The sequence below is a fragment of the Metasolibacillus fluoroglycofenilyticus genome, assembly GCF_003049645.1.
Classification (GTDB): Bacteria; Bacillota; Bacilli; order Bacillales_A; family Planococcaceae; genus Metasolibacillus; species Metasolibacillus fluoroglycofenilyticus.
On sequence record NZ_PYWK01000001.1, the window covers coordinates 1,180,014 to 1,205,556 of the forward strand.

Below are 25,543 nucleotides of genomic sequence, written 5' to 3' on the forward strand. Positions count from 1 at the left end.
GATGAAAGCATTTAATTCAGTATGTGGTACGAAACTCACTGATAAAGAAGAGCCCAATCTAAGAACATCGCATACCAAGATAACGACTAAGTGACCAACTTCATGTAGGCTTAAGCCTTCGGTGGATGTTAGGGGGGAAAAGGAATAAATTGTGCAAGTACAATTCAAAATCCCGATGCGTAATTGGTTTAAATTGAGTAAATCATTGATTGTCCATCATTCACTATTTTTAATATTAGGAGGAATTTTAGCTATGAAAGCAACAGAAATTCGACGCTTATTTTTAGAGTTTTTTAAAGAAAAAGGGCATCATCATGAGCCATCAGCGCCTCTTGTGCCTATTAATGACCCGACATTATTATGGATTAACTCGGGTGTAGCGACATTAAAGCCGTATTTTGATGGTCGTATTATTCCAGAAAACCCACGTATTACAAATGCCCAAAAGTCAATTCGCACAAATGATATTGAAAATGTCGGTAAAACAGCGCGTCATCATACGTTTTTTGAAATGCTAGGGAACTTCTCGATTGGTGATTATTTCAAAAAAGAATCGATTCATTATGCTTGGGAGTTTTTAACGGATAAAAAATGGATGGGCTTTGACCCTGAGCTTCTGTCTATTACAGTGCATCCAGAGGATGAAGAAGCTTATAATGTTTGGCGTAATGAAATTGGCATTCCAGAGGAGCGCATCATTCGTTTAGAGGGCAACTTCTGGGATATCGGGGAAGGCCCATCTGGTCCGAACTCTGAAATTTTCTATGACCGTGGTGAAGCATATGGTGTTAACACGCCAGAGGAAGAAATGTATCCGGGTGGGGAAAATGAGCGTTATTTAGAGGTTTGGAACCTTGTATTTTCTCAATTTAACCATAATCCAGACCATACGTATACACCATTACCAAAGCAAAACATTGATACCGGGATGGGCTTAGAGCGTATCGTTTCAGTGGTCCAAAATGTACCAACAAACTTCGATACAGATTTATTTATGCCGATTATCGAAAAAATCGAGGAATTTGCAAACCGCTCGTATAAACGTCCGCATGAAGTAAATTTAAGTGAGATTTTTGGTTCACAGGAAGATATTAATACACCATTTAAAGTAATTGCAGACCATATTCGTACAGTTGCCTTCGCTATCGGCGATGGTGCATTACCATCGAATGAGGGACGCGGCTATGTATTACGACGTTTATTGCGTCGCGCTGTGCGTTATGCAAAGCAAATCGGTATTGAAAAGCCATTTATGTTTGAGCTCGTGCCGACAGTTGGAGCAATTATGCATGACTTTTACCCAGAAGTACAAGATAAGCAAGAATTTATTCAACGCGTTATTAAAAATGAGGAGGTACGCTTCCACGAAACATTGGATGGCGGCTTAGCTATTTTTAATGAAGTAGTCGCAACACAAAAAGCAGCGGGAGAAACATTTATTCCTGGTGCTGACGCATTCCGGCTATATGATACGTATGGCTTCCCGATTGAGCTAACAGAGGAATATGCGGAAGAGGTAGGAATGACTGTTGACGATAAAGGCTTTGAAGTAGCGATGGAGGAGCAACGTGAGCGCGCACGTGCAGCACGCCAAGATGTTGACTCAATGCAAGTGCAAAATGAAGTATTAGCAAATTTAACAGCGCCAAGTCAATTTATCGGCTTTGATACATTAACAGCAGAGACAAAGGTGACAGCGATTGTGATAGATGGTCAAACAGCAAACGTTGCATCAGAAGGTCAAGAAGCGTTAGTAATGCTTGCTGAAACACCATTTTATGCAGAAATGGGTGGTCAAATTGCGGACCATGGCTCTATTTCTAATGATAATTTTACAGCTTTCGTTAAAGATGTGCAGAAAGCACCTAACGGACAGCCATTACACACAATCATTGTGGAATCTGGTGAGCTACATCTAGATGATGCAGTATACGCGGCAGTAAACCGCGCAGAGCGCAATTTAACAATTAAAAACCATACGGCGACACATATTATGCATCGTGCATTAAAGGATATTTTAGGTGAGCATGTTAACCAAGCGGGTTCTTATGTAGGTCCAGACCGCCTACGCTTCGATTTTTCTCATTTCGGGCAAGTGACGAAGGAAGAGCTGGCACAAATTGAGCGCAAAGTAAATGAAATTGTTTGGGATGATATTGCGGTAGTCATTGCTGAAATGTCGATTGATGATGCAAAAGCAATGGGAGCAATGGCTTTATTCGGTGAGAAATACGGCGAGGTTGTACGCGTTGTATCTGTAGGAGATTATTCAATTGAGCTATGTGGTGGTATTCACGTGCAACGTACTTCAGAAATTGGCTTCTTTAAAATACTTTCTGAGGGCGGTATTGGGGCAGGTACAAGACGTATTGAGGCTGTCACAGGGAAGGGTGCTTATTTCGCTACGAAGGAAGAGGAAGCTGTTTTAGTAGAGGCGGCAGCACAATTTAAAGCAAATCCAAAGGATTTAGTAGCGCGCGTAACAGGTCTGCAAGCTGATTATAAAGAATTGCAGCGTGAAAACGAATCGTTGTCACAAAAAATAGCGAACGCACAAGCTGGTGCAATTTTAGATGCGGCACAAAAAGTGGGCGATGTAACAGTTTTAGCGACAAAGGTAGATGCAAAAGACAATAATCAATTGCGTCAAATGATGGACGATTTGAAATCGAAAATGGAAAAGGCAGTCATTGTTTTAGGGGCTGTTGACGGTGAAAAAGTCATGCTTTGTGCGGGGGTAACGAAAGATTTAGTAGGTGGAAGCTACCATGCTGGAAATATCGTAAAACTTGTTGCGGAGGCTTGTGGTGGTAAAGGTGGCGGTCGTCCAGATATGGCTATGGCTGGCGCGAAAGACGGCTCAAAACTTGAACAAGCGTTAGATTCTGTGTATGATTATGTAAAAGGCATTTAATTTTTCCGGTGGGCATCTACATGCTCTCTGAAAGAAATGAATGCCTCCGGCGGATATCATAGATTTTCAGAGTGAGTTTGGGAAAATCTAGATTAGAGTTAGTCGAGGCGTAATTGAACTTGTATTTATAATCAAGTATAATGAAGAAAAAGTGGAGATGGGCAAAATCCATCTCCTTACTTTCTGAAAGCGGGGTGCTGGTCTTGAGTTCGTTTGATCAAACAATGAAATTTAATTTTCCAGAAGAATCAATGGAACAAGAAGTAAAGCAAGTGATGTTAAAAGTATACGCATCATTAGAAGAAAAAGGCTATAATCCAACAAATCAAATTGTTGGTTATTTGTTATCTGGTGATCCGGCATACATCCCTCGCCACCAGGACGCACGAAATTTAATCCGTAAGCTTGAGCGAGATGAGATTTTAGAGGAACTCGTGAAATTTTACATTAGGAAGAATAATGAGGCGACAAAATGAGAATTATGGGATTAGACGTCGGCACAAAAACTGTCGGCGTCGCAATTAGCGATGCGCTTGGCTGGACAGCACAGGGGATTGAAACGGTAAAAATTGATGAGGAGCAAGGCCAATTTGGTCTTGAACGCATTAAAGAGCTTGTAAAGGAATATGCTGTAACGGAGTTCGTTGTTGGCTATCCGAAAAACATGAATAATACTGTTGGTCCACGAGGCGAGGCTAGTGAGAGGTACAAAGCGCTTCTAGAGGAAGTCTTTGCATTCCCCGTCACATTATGGGACGAACGCTTGACAACAATGGCTGCGGAGCGCATGTTAATCGAAGCGGATGTCAGCCGTAAAAAGCGTAAGCAAGTGATTGATAAAATGGCAGCTGTCATGATTCTGCAAGGATACTTGGACAGTAAAGGGACTGTCTAAAGATTACTTCTTTGCTAAAGAAGCATCAAAAGTAAAATTTCTTTACTTTGATGTGTAAAATAATATTCATTTTGTATAATGAATAGATAATAAGAATGAGGCTATGCCTAAATAACATGAAGAGGTGACTGGTAATGGAACAAGAACAACGTCATATTACAATCATTGATGAAAATGGTAATGAACAACTTTGCGAAGTGTTACACACATTTGATTCAGAAGAATTCGGTAAATCGTACGTTTTATATTCTTTAGTAGGTGCAGAAGAGGATGATGAAGGGCAAGTTGAAATTTTTGCGTCATCATTTACACCATCTGAAAACGGTGAAGATGGCGAGTTAGAGCCAATCGAAACAGAAGCTGAATGGGATTTAATTGAAGACGTATTAAATGCATTAGAGGATGAGTTCGACGACGAGGAATAGCAGTCAGTCACTTCATGGATAGCAGGGGAGGCGGTATGCCAACTCTGCTTTCTTTTTGAGCATTAAAGCAAGGCTAATAATCTAGTTTTGACAGGCTGTTGCCACCTTTTTAAGTTAGATGTTGGAATCTACAGTCGATTAATACGGAATAAAGGAGGAAATGATAATGGACGAACAGTTTTTTAAATTATTGAATGATGCTGGTGAGGAAGTGGTGTGCCGTGTCATCTTTACATTTGATGCAGAAGAGCATTCATATGTGCTTTATACAATTGAAGGTGAAGATGATGGTGAAATTTCGGCACTGCGCTGCGAATTAAATGATGCTGGTGAAGTAAGTGATTTTGCTCCACTTGAAACAGAAGCTGAATGGGAAATGGTACAGGAAGTGTTAAACACACTAGTTGATGAATTTTCGGAGGATCAAGCGAACTATATGACATTAACAAATGAGGACGGCGAGGATATTTATTGCCGCATTCTACATCGTTTCGATGTAGAAGGGAAAGCCTATTTATTTTACGCAGTTGATGAAGAAGGAGAAGAGCCTTCTGAAGTATTTGCTTCTGCCTATATCGCAGGTGAGAATGGTGAAGTGACAGAGCTATTACCAATTGAATCGGAGGCTGAATGGGCAATGATTGAAAAAGTACTTGCTTCATTGGCAGAGGTTGCGGAATAAAGAAAGAGATAAGGGGGCGTCTGAAAAGACATTTTGAGATGCCCCTTTTGTGACTACTGGAAAAAGTAAGCAAATATTTAATATGGAAGATGGGGCTGTGGGAAAAGGTATATCCTTTTCCTACAGCCCTAATTTTATGTTAAAGTATTTTAAAATGTAGTGGGTTTCAGTAGCCTTGAAATATGTCCAAAAAGGTAAAATTACTTATTTCGTCATTAACATCTGTTCATACATGTAAAGGAAGCGATATGTTAAAAGCAGCCTCCTATTTCAGTTGTCACCTTTTGTATTATCTTGTATGATATGAAAGAGAAATTAAAGTGAAACTTCAATCAGTGGGGGATCATCCCTCACTGATTATTAGCTTTCACCAATCGGGTTTTTACAGGCAGTTTATCAGATGCTTAAAATTTGCTAGCGATATACAAAAGAAATGCTCCTGCGGTCACTCATCGCAGAGCAAATTACTGCCTGTTAATACGGGATAAGGGGGTTGACCCGTGGATAATGAATCAAAAAAGCAACAAATGTTTAACAGCATGAAACGCAAGAAAAAAGAAGTAAAAATTGTTCGCCGTATCGTGATGATTATTACTTTAATTGCACTTATCGTAATCGGAGTAGGTGGCTACTCTGGCTATAAATATGTAAACTCTGCGTTGCAGCCAGTTGATCCAAATGCAACTGCTGAAATTGCGGTTGAAATTCCGATGGGCTCTGGTGTCACATTAATTTCAAAAACACTAGAAAAAAATGGAATTATAAAAAATGCACAAATTTTTAAATACTATGCGAAATTTAAAAATGAATCACAGTTCCAAGCTGGTAATTACAAGCTAACAAAGGCTATGACATTAGATGAAATTATTGAAAGCTTGAAAACAGGGAAAGTTTATCGCGAGCCAGTATTTACGATGACGATTCCAGAAGGTTTAACCTTGGAGCAAATTGCAACGGTCATAGAAAAAAATACAAATTTCACTGCACAGCAATTTATGGATAAAGTTACAGACGCTACTTATATTGAGAGCTTAATCGGATTATATCCAAACTTACTAACAGAAGATATTTATAATGAAAATATTCGCTATGCGCTAGAAGGCTATTTATATCCTGCGACATATCCATTTTATGAGGAACAGCCTTCGCTTGCAGTTATTATTGATACGATGCTGAAGGCGACGAATGATATTGTCATGGAGTATCGCTCTATTATAGAAGAGAAAGAAATGACGATACATGAGCTATTGACATTTGCTTCACTGTTGGAGGAAGAGGCTACTGCACAAACCGACCGTGAAACAATTGCGAGTGTTTTTTACAATCGTTTAGCAATTGATATGCCATTGCAAACAGACCCAACTGTCTTGTATTCACTCGGCTCGCATAAGGATCGCGTGTTATACGAGGATTTAGAGGTAGACAACCCTTACAATACGTATAAGAATAAAGGTTTACCACCAGGACCAATTGCTGGAGCAGGTAAAGTCTCAATTGAAGCGGCATTGAACCCATCTCAGACGGATTATTTATACTTTTTAGCCGATAAAGATGGGGTAAATCATTTTGCGAAAACATATGAGGAGCATTTAGCGAATATTGAGCAGTATTTACGCTAAGATGAGGGGCTGTAGAAAGAGTAAAGTATCCTTTAATAATTTAGACTATATAGTCAAATGAGAATAGGAAAACATTATTCGCATTCTTTCGCCATTCGTGCTATCATAGATGTTGTTTTTTAAAGAATATATTGAAATACTAATAAGGCTGTCCGAAAAGTCGTGGAATATGGATTTTTCGGACACCCTTCTATTCATATGGAGTTACATGATAGGCGACAGGCGTAAACACATCGTTTCGCTTTTTCTTTTTGTTAAAAGGACGCCTGTCTAAAAGGAGTATAAACAAATGGAATTATCAGATACGTATATTGCATCTTTTATACAGCCGCGTAATGTGCTACTACAGGAGATGGAGAAGTTTGCTCAGGAGCATCATGTTCCAATTATGCAGCTTATTGGCATTGATGCATTAAATCAATTGCTACGTATTCAAAACCCAGCAAAAATTTTAGAAATCGGTACAGCTATTGGTTATTCGGCGATTCGAATGGCACTTGCTTTACCGAATAGCCATATTACGACAATTGAACGTGATGTTGAGCGAGTACAGCACGCTCGTAATTTTATTGCTCGTTCAGAAGTAGCAGAGCGTATTAAAGTTATTGAGGGGGATGCGTTAGAAGTAGATGTTGCTTCGTTAGCCTCACCGTTCGATGCTGTATTTATTGATGCGGCAAAGGGGCAATATCAAAAGTTTTTTGAAAAATATTCTCCACTTGTACCATCAGGTGGTGTACTTTACATTGATAATATGTACATGCATGGCTTATCAGATTTAGAGATGAAGGAAGTACCGAGAAGAAAGCGAACGATGATTCGCAATTTACACAGCTTTACTAATTGGATTTTACAGCACCCAGATTATACAAGTGCGTTTTTCCCGATTGGTGATGGTCTATTAATTTGTTTGAAGAGGTGAACAAGGTGAAAAAACCTGAATTATTAGTAACGCCGCAATCAATTATGCATATTAAAGCATTAATCGAGGCAGGTGCGGATGCATTTGTGATTGGTGAGCAACAGTTTGGCTTACGATTGGCTGGAGAGTTTCCCGTAGCCGAAGTGGAAGAGGCGACAAAAATCATTCACGCTGCAGGTAAAAAAGTGTATGTGTCAGTCAATGCGCTATTCCATAATGACCGCATCGAGGCATTAGAGGCGTATTTACAAGAAATGCAGCGTATCGGTGTAGATGCTCTATTATTTGGAGACCCAGCTGTCGTTATGGTTGTGCGAGAGTTAAATATTACGATACCTTTACATTGGAGCCCTGAAACAATTGCGACAAACTGGTTCCAAGTGAATTATTGGGGAGAGCGTGGTGCGAAGCGAGCTGTTCTAGCACGCGAGCTTTCGCTAGATGAAGTAGTTGAAATTAAGGAAAATACGACGCATGAAATTGAAGTGCAAGTACATGGAATGACATGTATGTTCCAATCGAAACGAAAGCTGCTAGGCAATTACTTCCTATACCGAAATGAAGTAATGGCAATTGAAAATCGTAAAGATAGTAAAAATATGTTTTTACATGATAAAGAGCGTAAAAATAAATATCCGATTTATGAAGATATAAATGGCACTCATATTTTTTCGCCAAACGATATGTGTATTATTGATGAATTAACGGAGCTTTTTGAAGCGGGTATTGATTCATTAAAATTTGATGGGATATTGCAAAGTTTCGACTATGTTGTAACAGTAACGAATTTATACCGTCAAGCAATTGATGCCTATTTCGAGCAGGGTGAAGAGGCATATGAAGATTTGAAGGACGAGCTTCTAGCGAAAATTGAGGAAATTCAGCCAGAGCTACGCCCATTAGATACAGGCTTTATTTATAAAGAAACAGTATATTAAGAAAGGGGAGCTTATGTCATGCTGCAGTTAATTCAAAATGATAGAATAAGCGAAATAATCGATGGCAAACGTGTCATTACAAAAAAGCCAGAGCTATTGGCCCCTGCTGGTAGTCTAGAAAAATTAAAAGTTGCGGTTCATTATGGAGCAGATGCAGTATTTATCGGCGGTCAGGAGTTTGGTTTACGCTCAAATGCGGGCAATTTTTCAATTGAGGAAATGGCTGAAGGTGTCCGCTTCGCAAATAAATATGGTGCTGTTGTTTACGTTACAACAAATATTTTTGCACATAATGAAAATATGAATGGACTTGAAGAGTATTTGCAGGCAATTGAAGGGGTTGGTGTGCGCGGTATTATCGTAGCAGACCCACTAATTATTGAAACTTGTCGTCGTGTTGCACCAAAGTTAGAAATTCATCTTTCTACACAGCAATCACTATCCAACTGGAAGGCGGTCAAGTACTGGAAGGATGAAGGTCTACATCGCGTCGTATTAGCGCGTGAGGTTGGGGCAATTGAAATGCAAAAGATGAAGGAAGAAGTCGATATTGAAATCGAAGCCTTCGTACATGGGGCAATGTGCATAGCTTATTCAGGTCGCTGTACACTGTCTAACCATATGACCGCACGTGATTCTAACCGCGGGGGATGCTGTCAGTCTTGTCGTTGGGATTATGATTTATATGAGCAAGTAGATGGTGAGGAACAGCCGTTATTTAAAGATGGCGAAGCACCGTTTGCGATGAGTCCGAAAGATTTGAAATTAATCGAATCTATTCCGCATATGGTTGAGCTAGGCATTGATTCATTAAAAATTGAAGGGCGGATGAAATCAATTCACTATGTGGCGACAGTTGTGTCGGTATATCGTAAAGTGATTGACGCCTATTGTGCAGACCCAGAAAACTTTGAAATAAAAAAAGAATGGCTGGAGGAACTATCCCGCTGTGCCAATCGTGCAGCTGCTTCTTCATTCTTTGAAGGGGAGCCTAGCTATAAGCAGCAAATGTTTGGTTTCCATGCAGGCAAAGTGAAATGGGATTTTGCAGGGCTTGTGCTTGATTATGATAAAGAGACAGAAATGGTGACGATGGAGCAACGCAATTATTTCAAGCCAGGAGATACGGTTGAATTTTTTGGTCCAGATATTGAGACATTCCAAATGACAGTTGGACAAATTTGGGATGAGGATGGCAATGAATTAGATGTTGCACGTCATCCACTACAAATTTTAAAATTCAAAGTGGATCGTCCATTAACAAAACTAAATATGATGCGCAAGGAGAATGACTAGATGGCAAAGCGACCTGTAGTTATTGGTATTGCTGGTGGCTCTTGTTCAGGGAAAACAAGTGTTACACGTGCCATTTACGAAGTTTTTAAAGACCATTCTGTTGTAGTAATAGAGCAGGATTATTATTATAAAGATCAAAGTCATATGACGTTTGAGGAGCGTTTGCAAACGAATTATGACCATCCTTTAGCGTTTGACACAGAGCTTTTAATTGAACACACGAATATGCTTCTAGAGCGTCAGCCAATTAATAAACCAGTTTATGATTATGTTGAGCATACACGTGCGAGCGAAGTGATTTGTGTCGAGCCAAAGGATGTTATTATTGTTGAAGGTATTTTAGTGCTTGAGGATGAGCGTTTACGTGACTTAATGGACATTAAATTATTTGTTGATACGGATGCTGATTTACGCATTATTCGTCGAATGCAGCGCGATATTAAGGAGCGTGGTCGTACAGCTGATTCCGTTATCGAACAATATTTAACAGCAGTGCGCCCAATGCACAATATGTTTATCGAACCGACGAAGCGCTATGCAGATGTCATTATTCCAGAAGGTGGGGATAATGGGGTTGCAATTGATTTAATGGTAACAAAAATCAAAACAATTCTTGAAACTGAATCAAATGTATAATATGATAGGGAAGTATTTACATTTAAAGATGCAGTTTCACTGTATTGCAATAGAGAAAAAACAGTTTAAACCGTAAATTTCAGATTAATTACGCCGAGGCTAACTTTTGTTCAAACTTTCTACTTAAAGTAAGTGAGGGAAGTCATTTTAAAATCTGTGACATCCGCCAAGTCGAGATAACTAACTGAAAATATGGTAGATACAAATAGAATGGGCGGGCAGCTTCTAATGGAGCCCGCTCATTCATACATTTACTAGCAACATACTTTATCTAAAATACAACAGGTGGCGTAAAGCCCGTTAAAATAAGAGGAACACCATCTAAAAGAGCGAAAATGATGAAGAAACTCTAATAGATGTGGCTTTAGGTTAACTTTCCCCATTAAGCTTGAGAAAATGTGGACGACATGTAATTGATTAAAGTATGATTTCTAAAAAGTAAACGATTGCATAAAATATGAAAAAAACAAATGTACAGTTTTAGAACAATGGAGGAATGAGTATTATGTCAAATGAAAAACAATACCCAATGACTTTAGCGGGGAAAGCTAAATTAGAGGAAGAATTAGAGCACTTAAAAACAGTAAAGCGTAAAGAGGTAGTAGAGCGCATTAAAATTGCTCGTAGCTTCGGTGATTTATCTGAAAACTCAGAGTATGATTCAGCAAAAGAAGAGCAGGGCTTTGTTGAAGGCCGTATCTCAACAATTGAATCAATGTTACGCAATGCTTTAATTATTACAGAGGACGAGTCAGCAGCAAGCGACACAGTCACTTTAGGAAAAACAGTGACGTTCGACGAATTAATCGACGGGAAGCGTGCTGATTTTGAAGAATCATATACAATTGTAGGTTCAGCTGAGGCAGACCCGTTAGAGGGGCTTATTTCAAACGATTCACCAATTGCCAAAGCATTAATGGGGCACCGAGTGGGCGACAAAGTAAAATTAACAACTCCAGGTGGAGATATGGAAGTAGAAATTTTAAAAATTGGCTAATTGATTGAGCAAGATTTTCATAGCTATTTGAAGGCAGTTCAGCAGCTTGTTTTAAAATAAATACGGAATAGAAAGTCCGAAAAGTAATGACTACTTTTTGGGCTTTTTCATACATATTCGTGCAACATTCTGGTGGATTGTTTATTAGCATCGGAACTTTGTTTACAAGTAGCGCGTCATGCTATCATAAGTAAAGAGGCGAAAATGACAGCTAAACATAAAGGAGCGAAATGTATGGCAGATTATGAACAAAATAACTATTCCCGTTCACAACGTCGTCAACAAAAGAATAATAGTATGAATCGTTTACTAAACTATTTAATTGCGCTCGTTATCGTATTAATAGGTATCGCGAGCTATATTATTTTTTTCACAGGCGACGATCAAGCGGCTGAGCAAGAGCCAAATGAACAGCAAACAGATGAACATGCAAATGATGTAAATACAAATGATAGAAATGAGCAAGATACGGATGCGAATGACGTTTCTCAAAATCAATCAGATGATTTTAATGAGAGTAGTGCATCACATGAAACGGATGAATCGAATTTATCAAACGATTCGCAGCAAACAGGGCATTCTTCAGAAGATTCTACACAAGAAAATATAGCAATGCCATCTACGGACCCACTTGTAGATGAAGTGATAGTTAATCCTAATTGGCAGCCAACAAAAACGGCGCAAACAGAGCCGCATACGTCTGTTTTTAAAGAGGGGCATATCGATTATGAGGAAAAGTTAGCGACTGTTTTTGCAGCTACATCGCTATCAGCGGATGATAGTATTGTTTGGAATTTTAAAAATAATGGAAGTGCAAATACAGCAATCGCAGTTGTTTCTTCAGCCGACAAAACAGAGAAATACCGTGTAAGTATTGAATGGGTTGCAAATGAGGGCTGGAAGCCTGTAAAATTAGAAAAGCTTAACACAATTGAAGGGTCATGGTAAAAGGTGACTTATTGTAGGAGGAAACATAAATGAAAATTGCAGTTATTGGTGCAATGGAGCAGGAAGTAGAACTACTGCGCGCGGCACTAACGAATACTACTGTGACAACAATCGCAGGTTGTGAGTATACGGCAGGTACATATGAAGGAAAAGAAGTTGTACTATTAAAAAGTGGTATCGGAAAAGTGAATGCTGCAATGTCGACTACATTATTGCTACAGCAATTTAAACCGGATGTTGTTATTAATACAGGCTCCGCTGGTGGTTTTGATGCCATACTTGAAGTGGGGGCGGTTGTTATTTCGGATGAAGTGCGCCATCATGATGTCGATGTCACAGCTTTCGGCTATGAAATAGGGCAAATGGCAGGAATGCCCGCTGCCTTTCAGGCGGATGAACGTTTAGTAAATATTGCCAAGGAAGCAGTTGCTGAAGTGGGTGAGCATGCATCGGCAGTAGGGTTAATTTGCTCAGGAGATGTATTTATGCATAATCCGGCTCGCGTCGAACAAGTGCGTCAGCATTTCCCTCAAATGAAGGCGGTGGAAATGGAGGCAGCGGCTGTTGCACAAGTTTGTTATCAATTTGCAACTCCATTCGTTGTTATTCGAGCATTATCTGATATTGCTGGAAAAGAATCGAATATTACCTTTGATGAATTTTTACCAACTGCTGCTAAGCATTCGACAGAGGTCGTACTAAAGGCAATTACAAAGCTTTAGCTTTTTTTACATGGGAAGTGTTAAAAAAGTCACAGTCAGACTATTGTTAAAAATGATACGATAAAGCTATAATAAATGACTAGTCGTGAGGAGAAGATATTTATGGTATTTATTGCGACAGCAGCAATTATGGCGACAGTAGTATTAATGCTTATTATTTCAGCAGATATACATGATAATGCTGCATAAAGAGAGCGTCCAAAAAGCCGTGCGGTTGTCGGCGTTTTGGGCGCTTTTGCTAATGTTTGTTTATGAAAATAAAGAAGGTCGACTTTGAAAACGAGAAAAACAACAGCTTTTGCGGTATTTGCCATAAAGAAAAGAAAGCCTTTCTTTCAATGCGTTGCCAAAACAAACTTGCCGTATCAAACAGCCCATTCATTTAAAAACACGATGAGCGCTCAATAAACTTGCAACGGAGCTACTCAATTTAACTAAAAGGCAATACCGCTCACCTTAATGTTTTAAAAGCCTATCGCTTTTTAATGAGTGCTTCATTTTAAAAAGCATCACTGCTTGCGTCCAACAAGTCGGCAACTGCACAGCCTGTTAGACGCCATCCCTAATCTTTCTGATTATGTTTAAATTGCTGATAAAGTTTAATCAAGGCTCTTTTTTCAATGCGTGATACATAGCTTCTCGATATATTGAGTTTTTTTGCAATTTCCTTTTGCGTTAATGGCTCTTGGTGCTGCAATCCATAGCGATACGTAATAATTTCCAGTTCTCGTTCATCTAATGTATTTAAATAGGCGTACAGCTGCGCAAAGCGCTCCTGCTGCTCTAAAATATCGATTGCGGGCTGTTCATCTAACTGTAATAAGTCACGAATTTGTAATGATTGCCCTTCGTAGTCAACGCCAATGGATTCAAAAAGTGAAATATCCTTTTGAACCTTTTTTTGTGCGCGTAAATGCATTAGTATTTCATTTTCAATACATCTTGCCGCATATGTGGCGAGCCTTGTTTTTTTGTCAGGCGTATAACTAGCGACCGCCTTCATTAAACCGATTGTACCAATGGAAATATAATCATCGAGCTGTTCGTGAGGAGGATGGAATTTTTTAACGACATGTGCAACAAGTCGCATATTGCGCTCAATTAAATCAAGGCGCGCTTGTTCATCCCCAGCTAAATATTTTTCTAGTACTTCTGCTTCTTCTTCACGAGAAAATGGCTTAGAAAACGCCTGCCCCTTTAAATAGCCGAGCAATGAAGGGAATTCTAACCATAGTTGAATGAGCGAAAAAAATATACCGCTCAAAATGCTTCATCCTTCCGCCTTTTTAGCAGTATATGTCGATTTTTAGCACTTCATGAAAAGGATCGTCTGAAAATTCATTTTGAGATGCTCCTTTTGCGCCGAGGATGGTGGCATGGAATGCGACCACCGCAGAAGCACTATGTAGTGAAAATGTAATTGATAGGCTAGCGATATCTGAGGTGGTCTATTTGCATCGAATAATAAAAAGCAAAGGCTATCTGAAAAAGTTACTACTTTTTCAGATAGCCTTTATGTTGTTAAACTTTTTTTAATGTAAATGTGCTAATCATTAACAACGCTAGTAATGGTGACACGATTAAATAAAAGACAGGTGAAAAAATTGGCACTAAGAAAAATGTAATCGTTAATAATGTGCCTGCTGCTGTAATCGGTAGTCCTACAAAGTAACCAGATGTTTCCGTGCAATTAAAGCGCGCTAAGCGGAAGGCGCCACATGTAATGTAAAAGACTGTGATAAACATACCTGGGAGACCAAAATTCGAGAAAATAATTTCATACATTAAAATTGCAGGTGCGACACCGAATGAGATGATATCTCCCATTGAATCGAGCTGTTTGCCAAGCGCGGATTCCTGATTGTATTTTCGAGCGACTTTACCGTCGTAACGATCTAAAAATGCTGCAATAAAAATAAATAGTACACTATAGTTATATGCTTCGTTTAACGATGCCATAATAGATGCACCACCAAACGATAAATTTAGAAGCGTAATTAAATTGGCAGCGTTCGATTTTATTTTCTTCACAGTTAAATCAACTTTTTGGAGAAGAAACATTAGAAACACTCCTTCGACTGAATATTTTTCTATTATACTGTTTTAAGCGCTAAAATGATAGAGCTTTAAAATATATCTACTTTTCTAATAAGCTGTTAAACTATATAATAGCATAGCATTATTTTGATGTATTCAACTAAATTACTTACTTCCCACTAAAAATAGGTAGTAAAGGCTTTCCAATACGCTAAGTTACGAGCGGGCTTTGGCGGATTGTTAGCTTCACTAATCGATTTTTACAGGTTTGTTATCTCTTACTCAAACAAGCCTGCTATATGGAATAAATGCAACGGAGGATTCATGATGAAAGAAAAAATTTATCAACAACTCATTGAATTGACGAATGGTCAGACAAGTTCTAGCATCTTAATGAAATTTGCAAAATCGGGCTATAGTAAAAATTTTATTCGAAGCTATAGTAAATTATACGATATTAATATAGAAGAAGTTTCAAAAAAAATGGAGCAATTTCAAAGCTTGCATGATTTTTTTACACGCGAGCTAAAAGTAGATGCTCGCCCAATCAATCAAGATGCCTCACTACTCGCTAGTCCTGTTGATGCAAAAATAGAGGCATTTGGAGAAATCAAGGAACAACTCATTTTAACAGTAAAGGAAAAGCCCTATTCGCTTGTGGATTTATTAGGTAATGAAGAGGCAGCGCGGCGCTACGATAAAGGACAATATATCGTGTTTTATCTAAGTCCAGCAGATTATCATCGCATGCACAGCCCTGTTGATGCCTATGTGGAGAAGCAATATGTTCTCGGTCGAAAATCATATCCCGTCAATCAAGTTGGCTTGCAATATGGTAAAAAGCCAATTAGCCATAATTATCGTATGGTAAGTGAGCTTGTCTATGGCAATGACGCACACGCCGCCTTTATTAAAGTAGGTGCGACATTTGTCAATTCCATCGTTTTAACGAATACGACAAAGACATGGAAAAAGGGAGAAGAAGTCGGTTATTTCTCATTTGGTTCAACTGTTGTGATGCTGTTTGAAAATGCAACGATTTCTTTTCACGAAAATATCGTGCAAGGGCATGCGATTAGAATGGGAGAAGCCTTTGCAACTATGTTATAATAGCGAAAGAATATGTAGGGTTTCACAGCTTTAAAAAGCAATCTCAAGTTGTCGCATAAAACATTTTTTGTTATCCAAATAAAGTGAAACTTCAATCAGTGAGGGTTTTCCTCATCTCCACTGATTGTTAGTTGAACCAATCGGGCATTTACGGGCAGTTGATTCTTAAGTCGATTTTCACTCAAGTCTTGAAGTAGGCGTCTTACTGCCCGTGAATGCTGGATAAAAAATCATAGATGCTGTGAGAGAAGCAAATGGCTGTCTGGAAAGTGGGTGCGTTAGCCTACTTTTTGGACAGCCCTTACATTCGCAATATATTTAAAGGAGTAAAGATATTGTATAATTTTTTATTACCAGATGCTTATGTGAATAGCGTGCATGAAATTACACCAGAAATCTTAAATGAGCTGGGCATTAAAGGGATTATTACCGACTTAGATAATACGCTTGTGGAGTGGAATCGAGCAGACGCGACGGAGGAAATAATGACATGGCTTGAGCAATTACAGGCTGCGGGTATTCGTGTTATTATCGTATCTAATAATAATGAAGAGCGCGTGCAGCATTTTGCTAAACCGCTCGGTATCCCTTATATCCATCGTGCTAGAAAACCGCTTGGTTCCGCATATTATGCGGGTCTATTACAGCTACGATTACGCCGTAATGAGGTTGCGATGGTTGGAGATCAGCTATTGACGGATATTTTTGGTGGTAAACGTCAAAAGCTATATACATTTTTAGTGCGCCCAGTGGCTGAATCAGATGGGGTAGTTACATTATTTAATCGCTTTATTGAGCGTAGAATTTTTAATGATTTAAAACGTAAAGGAATTACAACTTGGGAGGAAAAATAATGGTCGAAATGCCACAATGCATAGGCTGTGGAGCAGTGATTCAAACAGAGCATAAAGACAAGCTAGGCTATGCCCCCGCCTCGTCTTTAGAAAAGGAGACAATTATTTGTCAGCGCTGCTTCCGCTTAAAAAACTATAATGAAATTCAGCCTGTTAACTTAACAGATGATGATTTCTTACGCATTTTAAACGGCTTAGGAGAGCAGCAAGGGCTCATCGTCAAAATTGTCGATATTTTTGATTTCAACGGTAGCTGGCTGCCTGGGCTTCATCGCTTCGTTGGTAAAAATCCAGTATTGCTCGTTGCAAACAAAGTGGATTTATTGCCAAAGTCGGTGAAACCGCAAAAGGTCATTAATTGGTTAAAGCGAGAGGCGAAGGCACTTGGCTTAAAGCCTGTTGATGTAATGCTTGTTTCTGCGCATAAAGGAAAAGGTATGGCAGAGGTTGTCGAGGCGATTGAAGCGCACCGTGCAGGCAAGGATGTTTTCGTTGTCGGCTGTACGAATGTAGGAAAGTCAACCTTTATTAACCGTATTATTAAGCAGGCAACAGGTGAAGGAGAAGTCATTACAACCTCTCATTTCCCAGGTACAACATTAGATATGATTGAAATTCCGCTGGACGATGGTGCGGCGCTTTATGATACACCGGGCATTATAAATCATCATCAGATGGCGCATTATTTAGATGCTAGCGAATTGAAATATATTATGCCGAAAAAGGAAATTAAACCAAAGGTCTATCAGCAAAATGCTGGTCAAACATTATTTATTGGTGCGCTTGCTCGCTTTGATTTTATTAGAGGAGAGCGCTCTGCCTTTACTGTGCATGTAGCAAATGATTTACCAATTCATCGCACAAAGCTTGAAAAGGCTGATGATTTATATGCGGAGCACAAAGGAGAGCTATTAGCACCACCGACAAAAGAATTTATTGGGCAATTGCCTGAGCTTGTGCGTCATGAATTTTCAATTAAAGAAGCAAAAACGGATATCGTCTTTTCTGGGCTTGGCTGGATTACAGCACAGCATGCCAATGTAGTTATAGCAGCATATGCCCCAAAAGGAGTGCAAGTATTTATTCGCCCGTCATTAATTTAACGTTAGAGGATGAGTAGAGATGAAGAAATGGTTTGCAGTAATTGGTGACCCGATTAGTCATTCAAAGTCACCAACAATGCACAATGCTTGGTATCATGAAATGAATGTCGATGCAGCATATATACCGATTCATGTGGAGGCTAGCCAGCTACAGCAAGCGGTTGCCTCGCTGAAGCAGTTAGGTGCATCGGGTTGGAATGTAACGATACCGCATAAAGAAGCAATAATTCCGCTATTAGATGAGCTAGATGAGCAAGCTGAAAAAATGGGCGCTGTTAATACGGTTGTAAAAACAGCTGAAGGGAAATATAAAGGCTATAATACGGACGGCGCAGGATTTGTTCGTTCTTTAGAAGATGCCGTTAGTACAGCGCATAAAGAAAAAGAAATTTTGTTAATCGGTGCTGGTGGTGCTGCGAGAGGCATCGCCTTTGCACTATTTGCAGCAGGCTATAAGCAGATAACAATTGCGAATCGTACCATTGCTAAAGCAGAGTCGATTATAGAGCAGCTCGGCTGTGGTCAAGCGATTTCTTTAGAGCAGGCTGAGAATGAGCTACACGAGTATGCGATTTTTATTCAAACAACTCCTGCTGGCATGACAAGTGGCACACTTACATTACCTTTTTCCTTAGACAAGTTTCCACAAGGCGCTATTGCAGCTGATATTGTCTATAATCCGTTAATGACACCTTTTTTACAGGCTGCAAAGAGCAAAGGTGCAACGATTGTCAATGGATTGGGGATGTTTGTGCATCAAGGGGCGATTGCCTACAATTATTGGCTAGGGCATTATCCAAATACAGCGAATATGATGGCTGAATTAACAGCACAATTAAAATAAAATATGGAATTGGGGCAGTGAATTTAATATTTTTAACCCTTCAAAAAAACACAAACGCCCGATTCCACAGGAGGATTTATATATATGTTAACTGGTAAACAAAAGCGCTTTTTACGTGCTGAGGCACATCATTTAGACCCGATTTTTCAAGTAGGGAAGGGCGGCGTCAATGATGCGATGCTTGCACAATTGCGCGATGTATTAGAAGTACGCGAGCTTATTAAAGTGCGTATTTTAGATAATTGTGAGGACGATAAACATGAAGTAGCTGAAGCGCTAGCACAAGGTACAAGAGCGGAGTTAGTTCAATTAATTGGCTTAACAGTTATTTTGTATAAGGAATCGCGTCAAAATAAAAAAATTATATTACCGAAGGCGACACAAAAGTAAGGTGAGTAGTTAATGAAACGAGTGGGAATTTTAGGGGGCACATTCAACCCACCACATAACGGTCATTTGCTAATGGCGAATGAAGCTTTTCATGCGTTAAAGTTAGATGAGGTGCGCTTTATGCCGAATGCCATACCGCCACATAAAGAGGTACAGCTACTTGCAACAGATGAGCAGCGAATACAAATGCTTCAATTAGCAATTTCAGATGTACCTTATTTCAAGGTAGAGAAGAGCGAGCTGGAAAGTGGCGGCATATCCTATACGTATAATACAATGCACTTATTGCAGGAGCGCGAGCCTAATACGCGGTTTTATTTTATTATAGGTGGCGATATGATTGACAGCTTGCATACATGGTATCATATTGAGGAGCTTGTCACTTTTGTACAATTTGTAGGGATTAAACGACCAGGAACAGAAGCAACAACAACGTATCCAGTACAATTACTAGAGACACCTGAAATGAATTTGTCTTCTACAGTTATTCGCCAGCGCTGTCAAAATGGTGGGCCATTAAAGTATATTGTACCAGAGGCAGTAGAGGCATATATTCGAAAGGAAGGTCTTTATGGAGCGCGAAAAACTACTTGATGCAATAAAACCACGTATGCCAAAAAAACGTTATATTCATACAATTGGTGTAATGGAAACTGCGACTCAGCTAGCGAAGCGTTATAATGAAGATGCAAAAAAAGCAGAAGTAGCAGCGATTTTACATGATGTTGCAAAATATGCTGATGAGGAATGGATGCGAGAAATTGTTCGTACACATCAGCTAGGAAATGAATTGATTGCTTGGGGCACTGAAATTTTACATGGACCTGTCGGTGCGTGGATAGCGCAAACGGAATTTCAAATTGCAGATGCAACGATTTTAAATGCCATTCGCTACCATACAACAGGGCGCGCGAATATGACGAAGTTAGAAAAAATACTTTTTATAGCAGATATGATTGAGCCAAATCGCAAGTTTCCGGGTGTTGATGATTTACGTAAAATCGCACAGAAAGATTTAACAATCGCGATGCGTACATGTATTCATCATTCAGTGGCACATTTAATAAAGATGGAATTGGCGATTTATCCACAATCAATCGAATGCTATAACTACTATATAAGAGAGGATTAAATAATTAATGAATGAAACATTATTACAATTAGCATATAAAGCGGCAGATGATAAACATGCGGAGGATATTGTTGTATTAAATATGCACAGCATTTCCTTACTGGCGGATTATTTTATTATTTGCCACGGTAATTCAGATCGCCAAGTGCAGGCGATTGCACGTGAGCTTCAAGAAAAGGCACACGAGAATGGCTTTGAAGTGAAGCGCGTTGAAGGCTTTGATACAGCTCGCTGGATTTTAGTTGATATAGGCGATGTTGTTGTTCATATATTCCATAAAGATGAGCGTGCCTATTATAATTTAGAGCGCCTATGGGGAGATGCACCTCAATTGGACGCACCTGAACTGTAATGGCTAGCTACGAACGATTTGCGCAGGTTTATGATGCATTAATGACAGATATCCCATATGACGAATATGTAGAGTGGATAAAAGCCTATGCACCACAAGCCAAATACCCAACTCTATTAGACATTGGCTGTGGCACAGGTGTGCTTGCGGCGCTATTAGATGAGGCTGGCTATCAAGTAAGCGGTATCGATTTGTCTGAGGAGATGCTGATGGTAGCTAGCGCACGATTTGCAGCAGCGAATAAATCAATTCCATTAATCTCGATGTCGATGGAGCAACTAGAAGGCTTTCATGAGCTAGATATCGCCATTATCCCAATAGATTCCATAAATTATTTGCGTGAGGAGCAGGCTGTTATTGAAACATTGCAGCGTATTTATGATAGCTTACGCCAAGGTGGACAATTGTTTTTCGATGTCCACTCGCTTTATAAAATGGATGAAATTTTTCTAGAAAGCCCGTTCACTTATGATGATGGAGAAATTACTTATGTTTGGCATACAGAGCAAGGAAAAGAGCCGCATTCGATTTATCATTACATGACTTTTTTTGCAGAGGCGACTGAGGGCTTATATGAACGCTTTGATGAGGAGCACTACCAACGCACATTTGCCCCAGAAAAGTACGAAGCATGGCTTTATGTAGCCGGCTTTAGCGAGGTGCATATAACAGCCGACTGGTCGACTGAACAGCCTGAGGAGGAAAGCGAGCGCATTTTTATTCGCGCGATAAAATAGGTAAGGTGCTATTTAATTTCTTTCAGCGGGTGTCCAAACCACCCGCTGATAAAGAGAATCCCCCGACATACTGGGTGACTAATATCGTGTTGACATATGCCTCCGGCGGACGTCACAGCTTGGAAAAATCCGAGCGTAACTGATAAAGTTATTTAGCTTGATTTAGCAGAAATCCCACACTTCTATAAAGTGGTGAGAGGAATGCTCTATTTCAGTGGCTGGACAAGCAGCATCATATTGATTCGGATAGGAGAGATTTTCTTCGCATGCTGGTTCGAGGTGAAATTGCTTATGATGTTTGCAAAGCTATTTTAGACAGCCTCGCCTTTTTACATAAAATAAAAGGGCTTTTCATCATTGGTAAAATCTTGTATAGTGAGGGTAGCTCCATATGAACTTACCTCCTTCTTAGAGAGGTGTGGTATGCAACGATACCTTCAAAAATACGGTAAAAGGGTGCTACTCCCCAGTGCTCTTATCATTGGACTCCTCTATTTTTTTCTTCAACAAAACCATTCAGCAACAGTAGAAATCATTCCTGCGACTGTGCAGCTCGAACAAGCTAGCGAAAACGATTTGGAAGAGGTAAGAAGCGTTTTAGCCGTAGTTGTCGATGTAAAAGGGCAAGTTAAATTTCCCGGCGTATACGAATTAACGGAAGAACATCGCATTATTGATGCCATTCAATTAGCCGGTGGTTATACGGAGCAAGCAGACACGAAAATGATTAATCATGCCCAGCGCCTACAGGATGAAATGGTGATTTATGTGCCTTTTCAAGGAGAAGAGATGGCAGAAATAAATTTTGTTTCACATCCAAATGGTCAAAACAAAACCCCGACAAAGGTAAATATTAATACTGCAGATGAAGCATTGCTAATGACTATACCCGGCATCGGGCCAGCTAAGGCACAGGCGATTATTAGCTATCGCAATGAAGCTGGGAAATTTCAAACGATTGATGATATAAAAAAAGTGTCTGGTATTGGCGAAAAATCCTTTGAGCGAATAAAAGATTTAATTAAAGTGAACTAATTCTACAACCCCGTTGCGCCAATTACACGAAAAGACTAAACTAAAGTTAAGAAATTTTGGAGGTTGTCATATGGAGCGTATTACGTGGGATCAATTTTTCATGGCACAAAGCCATTTATTAGCGTTAAGAAGCACATGTACAAGGCTTGCGGTTGGCGCCACAATCGTAAGGGAAAAACGCATTATTGCAGGTGGCTATAACGGCTCCATTTCTGGAGACGAACATTGCATTGAGAAAGGTTGCTATGTTGTTGACAATCATTGTGTGCGTACAGTACATGCCGAAACAAATGCTTTATTGCAATGTGCTAAATATGGTACACCTGCGAATGGAGCAGATTTGTATGTAACCCATTTTCCATGTCTGCCTTGTACAAAAACGATTATTCAAGCAGGTATAAAAAATGTTTATTATGCAAAGGATTATAAAAATAATCCCTATGCATTAGAGTTATTAGCGAAAGCCGATGTCAATGTCAAGCATATTCCATTCGACGAAGCAAAAATTGACTTTTTGCAGGAGGAAAAATTGCAACTATTATTGACGATGCTTGAAAAATTGCGTAGTTACGGTGCTTCTCAAGAGGAATTGCATCCTTTAGAAGAGAAGGTGAATGCGCTTTTTGGTCAATTACTTAAAAAATAAATGGTTATACTATGCCATAGTAGTTCTCATTGCAGTAGGTGCAGCATTTGAGTCACTATGGTTTTTTTTATGGCTTGCTGTGCTTTTTGCTTTTTGTAAATATAAGCGACTACCACACATGCATTTAATGTGGTTAACAATTGTTTGTGTTGCTGTTTATTGCTATACAATCTGGCAAATAAATAAGTTAGATGAGCCCTTCGAAATGCCTATAACGCTTAGTTGGACAGGCGACTATAAAATTGATGGTGCATCATTGCGCGGCTTCATGAAGGCAGATAATGGGCGGAAGTTTTATGTGCATTATGAAATGAATAACGAGCAGGAAAAGAAATATTATAGCGAATATTCCTTAGCGGGTCAAAGTTTTCTAGTAAAGGGGGAATTAGTAATTCCTGAAATGCCAGCACATCCTTATAGCTTTGCTATGACTGAGTATTTAAAGAGTAAGCATGCGCGCGGGGTCTTAGAAATTTCCTCTATGGGTATTATTGAAAAGGAGCATTCTATCACAAGCCTTTTAGCCCAACAACGCTTTCAAATGCTGCATCATATAGAAAAAAGTTTTCCTGCGAACCTTGTTGCAGAAGCGCAAGCTTTATTAATCGGCTCGCAGGAGCAAGTTGATGTCGAATTGAATAGGGCTTATCAAAAGCTTGGCATTACGCATTTATTTGCCATTTCTGGGTTGCATGTCGCGCTCCTTTCCAAGCTATTTTTTGAGACGCTTTTACGTATGCGCATTCGCAAGGAGCTAGCGACGCTTTTACTATTAATTCTTTTACCTACCTATGCAATAGTGGCAGGTGGAGCACCTTCTATTTGGAGAGCTGTTCTTGTCGTGGAAATTGTTATGTTAGCGCGCTATTTTAAATGGCGACTGTCTGCTTTGGACGCAATGGCAATTAGCTTTATTGTTTTTGTTATTTGGCAGCCTGCTGTCTTGTATCAAATTGGCTTTCAATTATCTTATTTGGCAGCGCTTAGTTTAATTTTATCATCAAAGCTACTAGCAGCCTTGCAAGGTATACTCGCCCAAACATTTATGATGACATGCGTATGTCAAGTGCTTGTTTATCCATTGTTATTACTGCATTTTTATGAAATTAGCTTATCCTCTTTTATCGCCAATGTTGTGTTTGTCCCTTTATTTTCTTTCGTGATTTTACCGCTGAATTTATTATTTCTGTTATTGACCTATATATGTAAGCCGCTTGCGGAAATGGCGTTTTTCTTGTATGAGCCGTGTCGTTTGCTGTTAACGGAGTTTATTCTTTTTGTACAGAGCATCCCTTATCAAATGTGGGTTGCTGGCAAGCCCACAACAATTGTTCTGTTATTGCTATTTAGCAGTTCCTGCATAGCGTTGTATTTTTTACAACGACAAAAATGGCATCTTGCTATCGCAGTGCTTATTGTACCAGCGTTTATTGTGCAACTGCTCCCTTATACAAATAAGCAATTGCTCATTTCCTTTGTTGATGTGGGACAAGGTGACTGTATTGTGATTGAGTTGCCTTATCGCAGGGCAGTCTATGTTATAGATACAGGCGGCTTGCTACGCTTTGAGCAAGAGGAGTGGAAGCGGCGTCATAATAAATATGAGGTGGGACGTCAAATTGTTGTGCCATTTTTAAAAGGCAAAGGAATCGGAAAAATCGATAAATTAATTTTGAGTCATGCCGATGCCGACCATGTAGAAGGTGCTGAAGAAATATTGCGTGAAATAGCAGTACGTGAAGTACATGTATCGCCTCGTTCGTTAGAAAAGGCTGTTATGTTTGATTTTTTACGAGAGGCAGAGAAACAGAAATTAATCATCCGAGAACAACTGGTAGGCGATGCTTGGGAAACGGAAAATATCCAATTTCGCTATTTATGGCCAAAAGATATTGAATACGAGGGCAATAATGATTCGCTCGTCTTATTAATGGAAGCAGATGCACTAAAAGTATTATTAATGGGTGATTTAGAGCGCGAAGGAGAAATAGCGCTGCTACAAACCGCTTATGAGGACATTCGCGATGTCAGTATATTAAAGCTTGGGCATCACGGGAGTAAAACATCAAGTATTGATGAATTTGTTGAGGCAACGAATCCACAGTTAGCCATCATTATGGCTGGGAAAAACAATCGCTATAACCATCCGCATCCCGAAGTAGTTGCACGTTTACAGAACAACAATATTTTTTATTTAGTAACAGGCGAAGTAGGAACGATAACAGTCAAATGGGATGGTAATAAGCTAACATATGAGACAATGGCAATGCATTTTGAATGACGAGACAGGTATCTAAAAGACGAAAGCA

The 25,543-nt window shown here is 39.4% G+C and carries 27 protein-coding genes; 25 read left to right on the top strand and 2 right to left on the bottom strand.

What is annotated here, in order from left to right; all coding sequences use genetic code 11:
• Positions 1-253: 253 nt before the first annotated feature.
• The 13 genes from alaS to mtnN all read left to right on the top strand — a co-directional run bounded on the left by alaS (position 254) and on the right by mtnN (position 12,994).
• Positions 254-2,914, top strand: a complete 2,661-nt coding sequence (gene alaS, locus C9J36_RS05345) for an alanine--tRNA ligase (RefSeq protein ID WP_107942445.1) — start codon at positions 254-256, stop codon at positions 2,912-2,914.
• A gap of 203 nt (positions 2,915-3,117) precedes the next feature.
• Complete coding sequence (locus C9J36_RS05350; protein WP_066171433.1) at positions 3,118-3,390, top strand: IreB family regulatory phosphoprotein; 273 nt, start codon at positions 3,118-3,120, stop codon at positions 3,388-3,390.
• Positions 3,387-3,809 carry a Holliday junction resolvase RuvX gene (gene ruvX, locus C9J36_RS05355; protein ID WP_107942446.1) on the top strand — a complete coding sequence of 141 codons (423 nt, stop codon included), beginning with the start codon at positions 3,387-3,389 and terminating at the stop codon, positions 3,807-3,809. The genes C9J36_RS05350 and ruvX overlap by 4 nt, the downstream gene beginning before the upstream one ends.
• A 134-nt stretch (positions 3,810-3,943) precedes the next feature.
• On the top strand, positions 3,944-4,234 hold the full coding sequence (locus tag C9J36_RS05360) for a DUF1292 domain-containing protein (RefSeq protein WP_066171427.1): 291 nt from the start codon (positions 3,944-3,946) through the stop codon (positions 4,232-4,234).
• 166 nt (positions 4,235-4,400) lie between these two features.
• The gene (locus C9J36_RS05365; protein WP_066171424.1) at positions 4,401-4,916 is read left to right on the top strand and encodes a DUF1292 domain-containing protein; all 516 of its coding nucleotides are present in this window, start codon (positions 4,401-4,403) and stop codon (positions 4,914-4,916) included.
• Between the two features lie 500 nt (positions 4,917-5,416).
• Positions 5,417-6,535 carry an endolytic transglycosylase MltG gene (gene mltG / locus C9J36_RS05370; protein WP_066171421.1) on the top strand — a complete coding sequence of 373 codons (1,119 nt, stop codon included), beginning with the start codon at positions 5,417-5,419 and terminating at the stop codon, positions 6,533-6,535.
• Between the two features lie 289 nt (positions 6,536-6,824).
• Positions 6,825-7,457, top strand: a complete 633-nt coding sequence (locus C9J36_RS05375) for an O-methyltransferase (protein WP_107942447.1) — start codon at positions 6,825-6,827, stop codon at positions 7,455-7,457.
• Between the two features lie 5 nt (positions 7,458-7,462).
• Complete coding sequence (locus C9J36_RS05380; protein WP_107942448.1) at positions 7,463-8,395, top strand: peptidase U32 family protein; 933 nt, start codon at positions 7,463-7,465, stop codon at positions 8,393-8,395.
• Positions 8,396-8,413: 18 nt separating this feature from the next.
• Positions 8,414-9,691, top strand: coding sequence for a peptidase U32 family protein (locus C9J36_RS05385; RefSeq protein WP_107942449.1), 1,278 nt, complete (start codon positions 8,414-8,416; stop codon positions 9,689-9,691).
• Entirely contained in the window at positions 9,692-10,327 is a 636-nt protein-coding gene (gene udk / locus C9J36_RS05390; protein ID WP_107942450.1) for a uridine kinase, read from the top strand. It begins immediately after the preceding gene.
• 505 nt (positions 10,328-10,832) lie between these two features.
• Positions 10,833-11,324, top strand: coding sequence for a transcription elongation factor GreA (gene greA, locus C9J36_RS05395; RefSeq protein ID WP_066171405.1), 492 nt, complete (start codon positions 10,833-10,835; stop codon positions 11,322-11,324).
• Between the two features lie 234 nt (positions 11,325-11,558).
• Complete coding sequence (locus C9J36_RS05400; RefSeq protein ID WP_066171749.1) at positions 11,559-12,272, top strand: YrrS family protein; 714 nt, start codon at positions 11,559-11,561, stop codon at positions 12,270-12,272.
• A 29-nt stretch (positions 12,273-12,301) separates the two neighbouring features.
• A complete protein-coding gene (gene mtnN, locus C9J36_RS05405; protein ID WP_107942451.1) occupies positions 12,302-12,994 on the top strand; it encodes a 5'-methylthioadenosine/S-adenosylhomocysteine nucleosidase in 693 nt (230 codons plus the stop codon).
• Between the two features lie 562 nt (positions 12,995-13,556).
• On the opposite strand, the gene sigK is transcribed toward mtnN, so the two are convergent.
• A complete protein-coding gene (gene sigK, locus C9J36_RS05410; protein WP_042478132.1) occupies positions 13,557-14,258 on the bottom strand; it encodes an RNA polymerase sporulation sigma factor SigK in 702 nt (233 codons plus the stop codon).
• A 257-nt stretch (positions 14,259-14,515) separates the two neighbouring features.
• Positions 14,516-15,055, bottom strand: a complete 540-nt coding sequence (gene pssA / locus C9J36_RS05415) for a CDP-diacylglycerol--serine O-phosphatidyltransferase (protein WP_066171399.1) — start codon at positions 15,053-15,055, stop codon at positions 14,516-14,518.
• 303 nt (positions 15,056-15,358) lie between these two features.
• On the opposite strand from pssA, the gene C9J36_RS05420 reads away from it, so the two are divergent.
• From C9J36_RS05420 to C9J36_RS05475, 12 genes are all read left to right on the top strand, one after another.
• Complete coding sequence (locus C9J36_RS05420) at positions 15,359-16,141, top strand: phosphatidylserine decarboxylase (RefSeq protein ID WP_066171395.1); 783 nt, start codon at positions 15,359-15,361, stop codon at positions 16,139-16,141.
• A gap of 335 nt (positions 16,142-16,476) precedes the next feature.
• Complete coding sequence (locus tag C9J36_RS05425; protein WP_066171392.1) at positions 16,477-16,995, top strand: YqeG family HAD IIIA-type phosphatase; 519 nt, start codon at positions 16,477-16,479, stop codon at positions 16,993-16,995.
• Entirely contained in the window at positions 16,995-18,098 is a 1,104-nt protein-coding gene (gene yqeH, locus C9J36_RS05430) for a ribosome biogenesis GTPase YqeH (protein WP_066171389.1), read from the top strand. Before C9J36_RS05425 ends, yqeH begins: the two co-directional genes overlap by 1 nt.
• 19 nt (positions 18,099-18,117) lie before the next feature.
• Complete coding sequence (aroE, locus tag C9J36_RS05435; protein ID WP_107942452.1) at positions 18,118-18,942, top strand: shikimate dehydrogenase; 825 nt, start codon at positions 18,118-18,120, stop codon at positions 18,940-18,942.
• Positions 18,943-19,026: 84 nt separating this feature from the next.
• The gene (gene yhbY, locus C9J36_RS05440) at positions 19,027-19,332 is read left to right on the top strand and encodes a ribosome assembly RNA-binding protein YhbY (RefSeq protein WP_066171383.1); all 306 of its coding nucleotides are present in this window, start codon (positions 19,027-19,029) and stop codon (positions 19,330-19,332) included.
• Positions 19,333-19,344: 12 nt separating this feature from the next.
• Positions 19,345-19,926, top strand: coding sequence for a nicotinate-nucleotide adenylyltransferase (locus C9J36_RS05445; protein ID WP_107942453.1), 582 nt, complete (start codon positions 19,345-19,347; stop codon positions 19,924-19,926).
• Positions 19,904-20,464, top strand: coding sequence for a bis(5'-nucleosyl)-tetraphosphatase (symmetrical) YqeK (yqeK, locus tag C9J36_RS05450; protein WP_107942454.1), 561 nt, complete (start codon positions 19,904-19,906; stop codon positions 20,462-20,464). Before C9J36_RS05445 ends, yqeK begins: the two co-directional genes overlap by 23 nt.
• Positions 20,465-20,471: 7 nt before the next feature.
• Complete coding sequence (gene rsfS, locus C9J36_RS05455; RefSeq protein ID WP_066171375.1) at positions 20,472-20,816, top strand: ribosome silencing factor; 345 nt, start codon at positions 20,472-20,474, stop codon at positions 20,814-20,816.
• Positions 20,816-21,553: a class I SAM-dependent DNA methyltransferase gene (locus C9J36_RS05460; RefSeq protein WP_107942455.1), complete on the top strand. Its 738-nt coding sequence runs from the start codon at positions 20,816-20,818 to the stop codon at positions 21,551-21,553. Before rsfS ends, C9J36_RS05460 begins: the two co-directional genes overlap by 1 nt.
• Before the next feature lie 423 nt (positions 21,554-21,976).
• A complete protein-coding gene (locus C9J36_RS05465; RefSeq protein WP_107942456.1) occupies positions 21,977-22,588 on the top strand; it encodes a helix-hairpin-helix domain-containing protein in 612 nt (203 codons plus the stop codon).
• A gap of 70 nt (positions 22,589-22,658) precedes the next feature.
• Positions 22,659-23,234, top strand: a complete 576-nt coding sequence (locus tag C9J36_RS05470; protein ID WP_066171365.1) for a ComE operon protein 2 — start codon at positions 22,659-22,661, stop codon at positions 23,232-23,234.
• The gene (locus tag C9J36_RS05475) at positions 23,203-25,515 is read left to right on the top strand and encodes a DNA internalization-related competence protein ComEC/Rec2 (RefSeq protein WP_107942457.1); all 2,313 of its coding nucleotides are present in this window, start codon (positions 23,203-23,205) and stop codon (positions 25,513-25,515) included. Before C9J36_RS05470 ends, C9J36_RS05475 begins: the two co-directional genes overlap by 32 nt.
• Positions 25,516-25,543 lie beyond the last annotated feature (28 nt).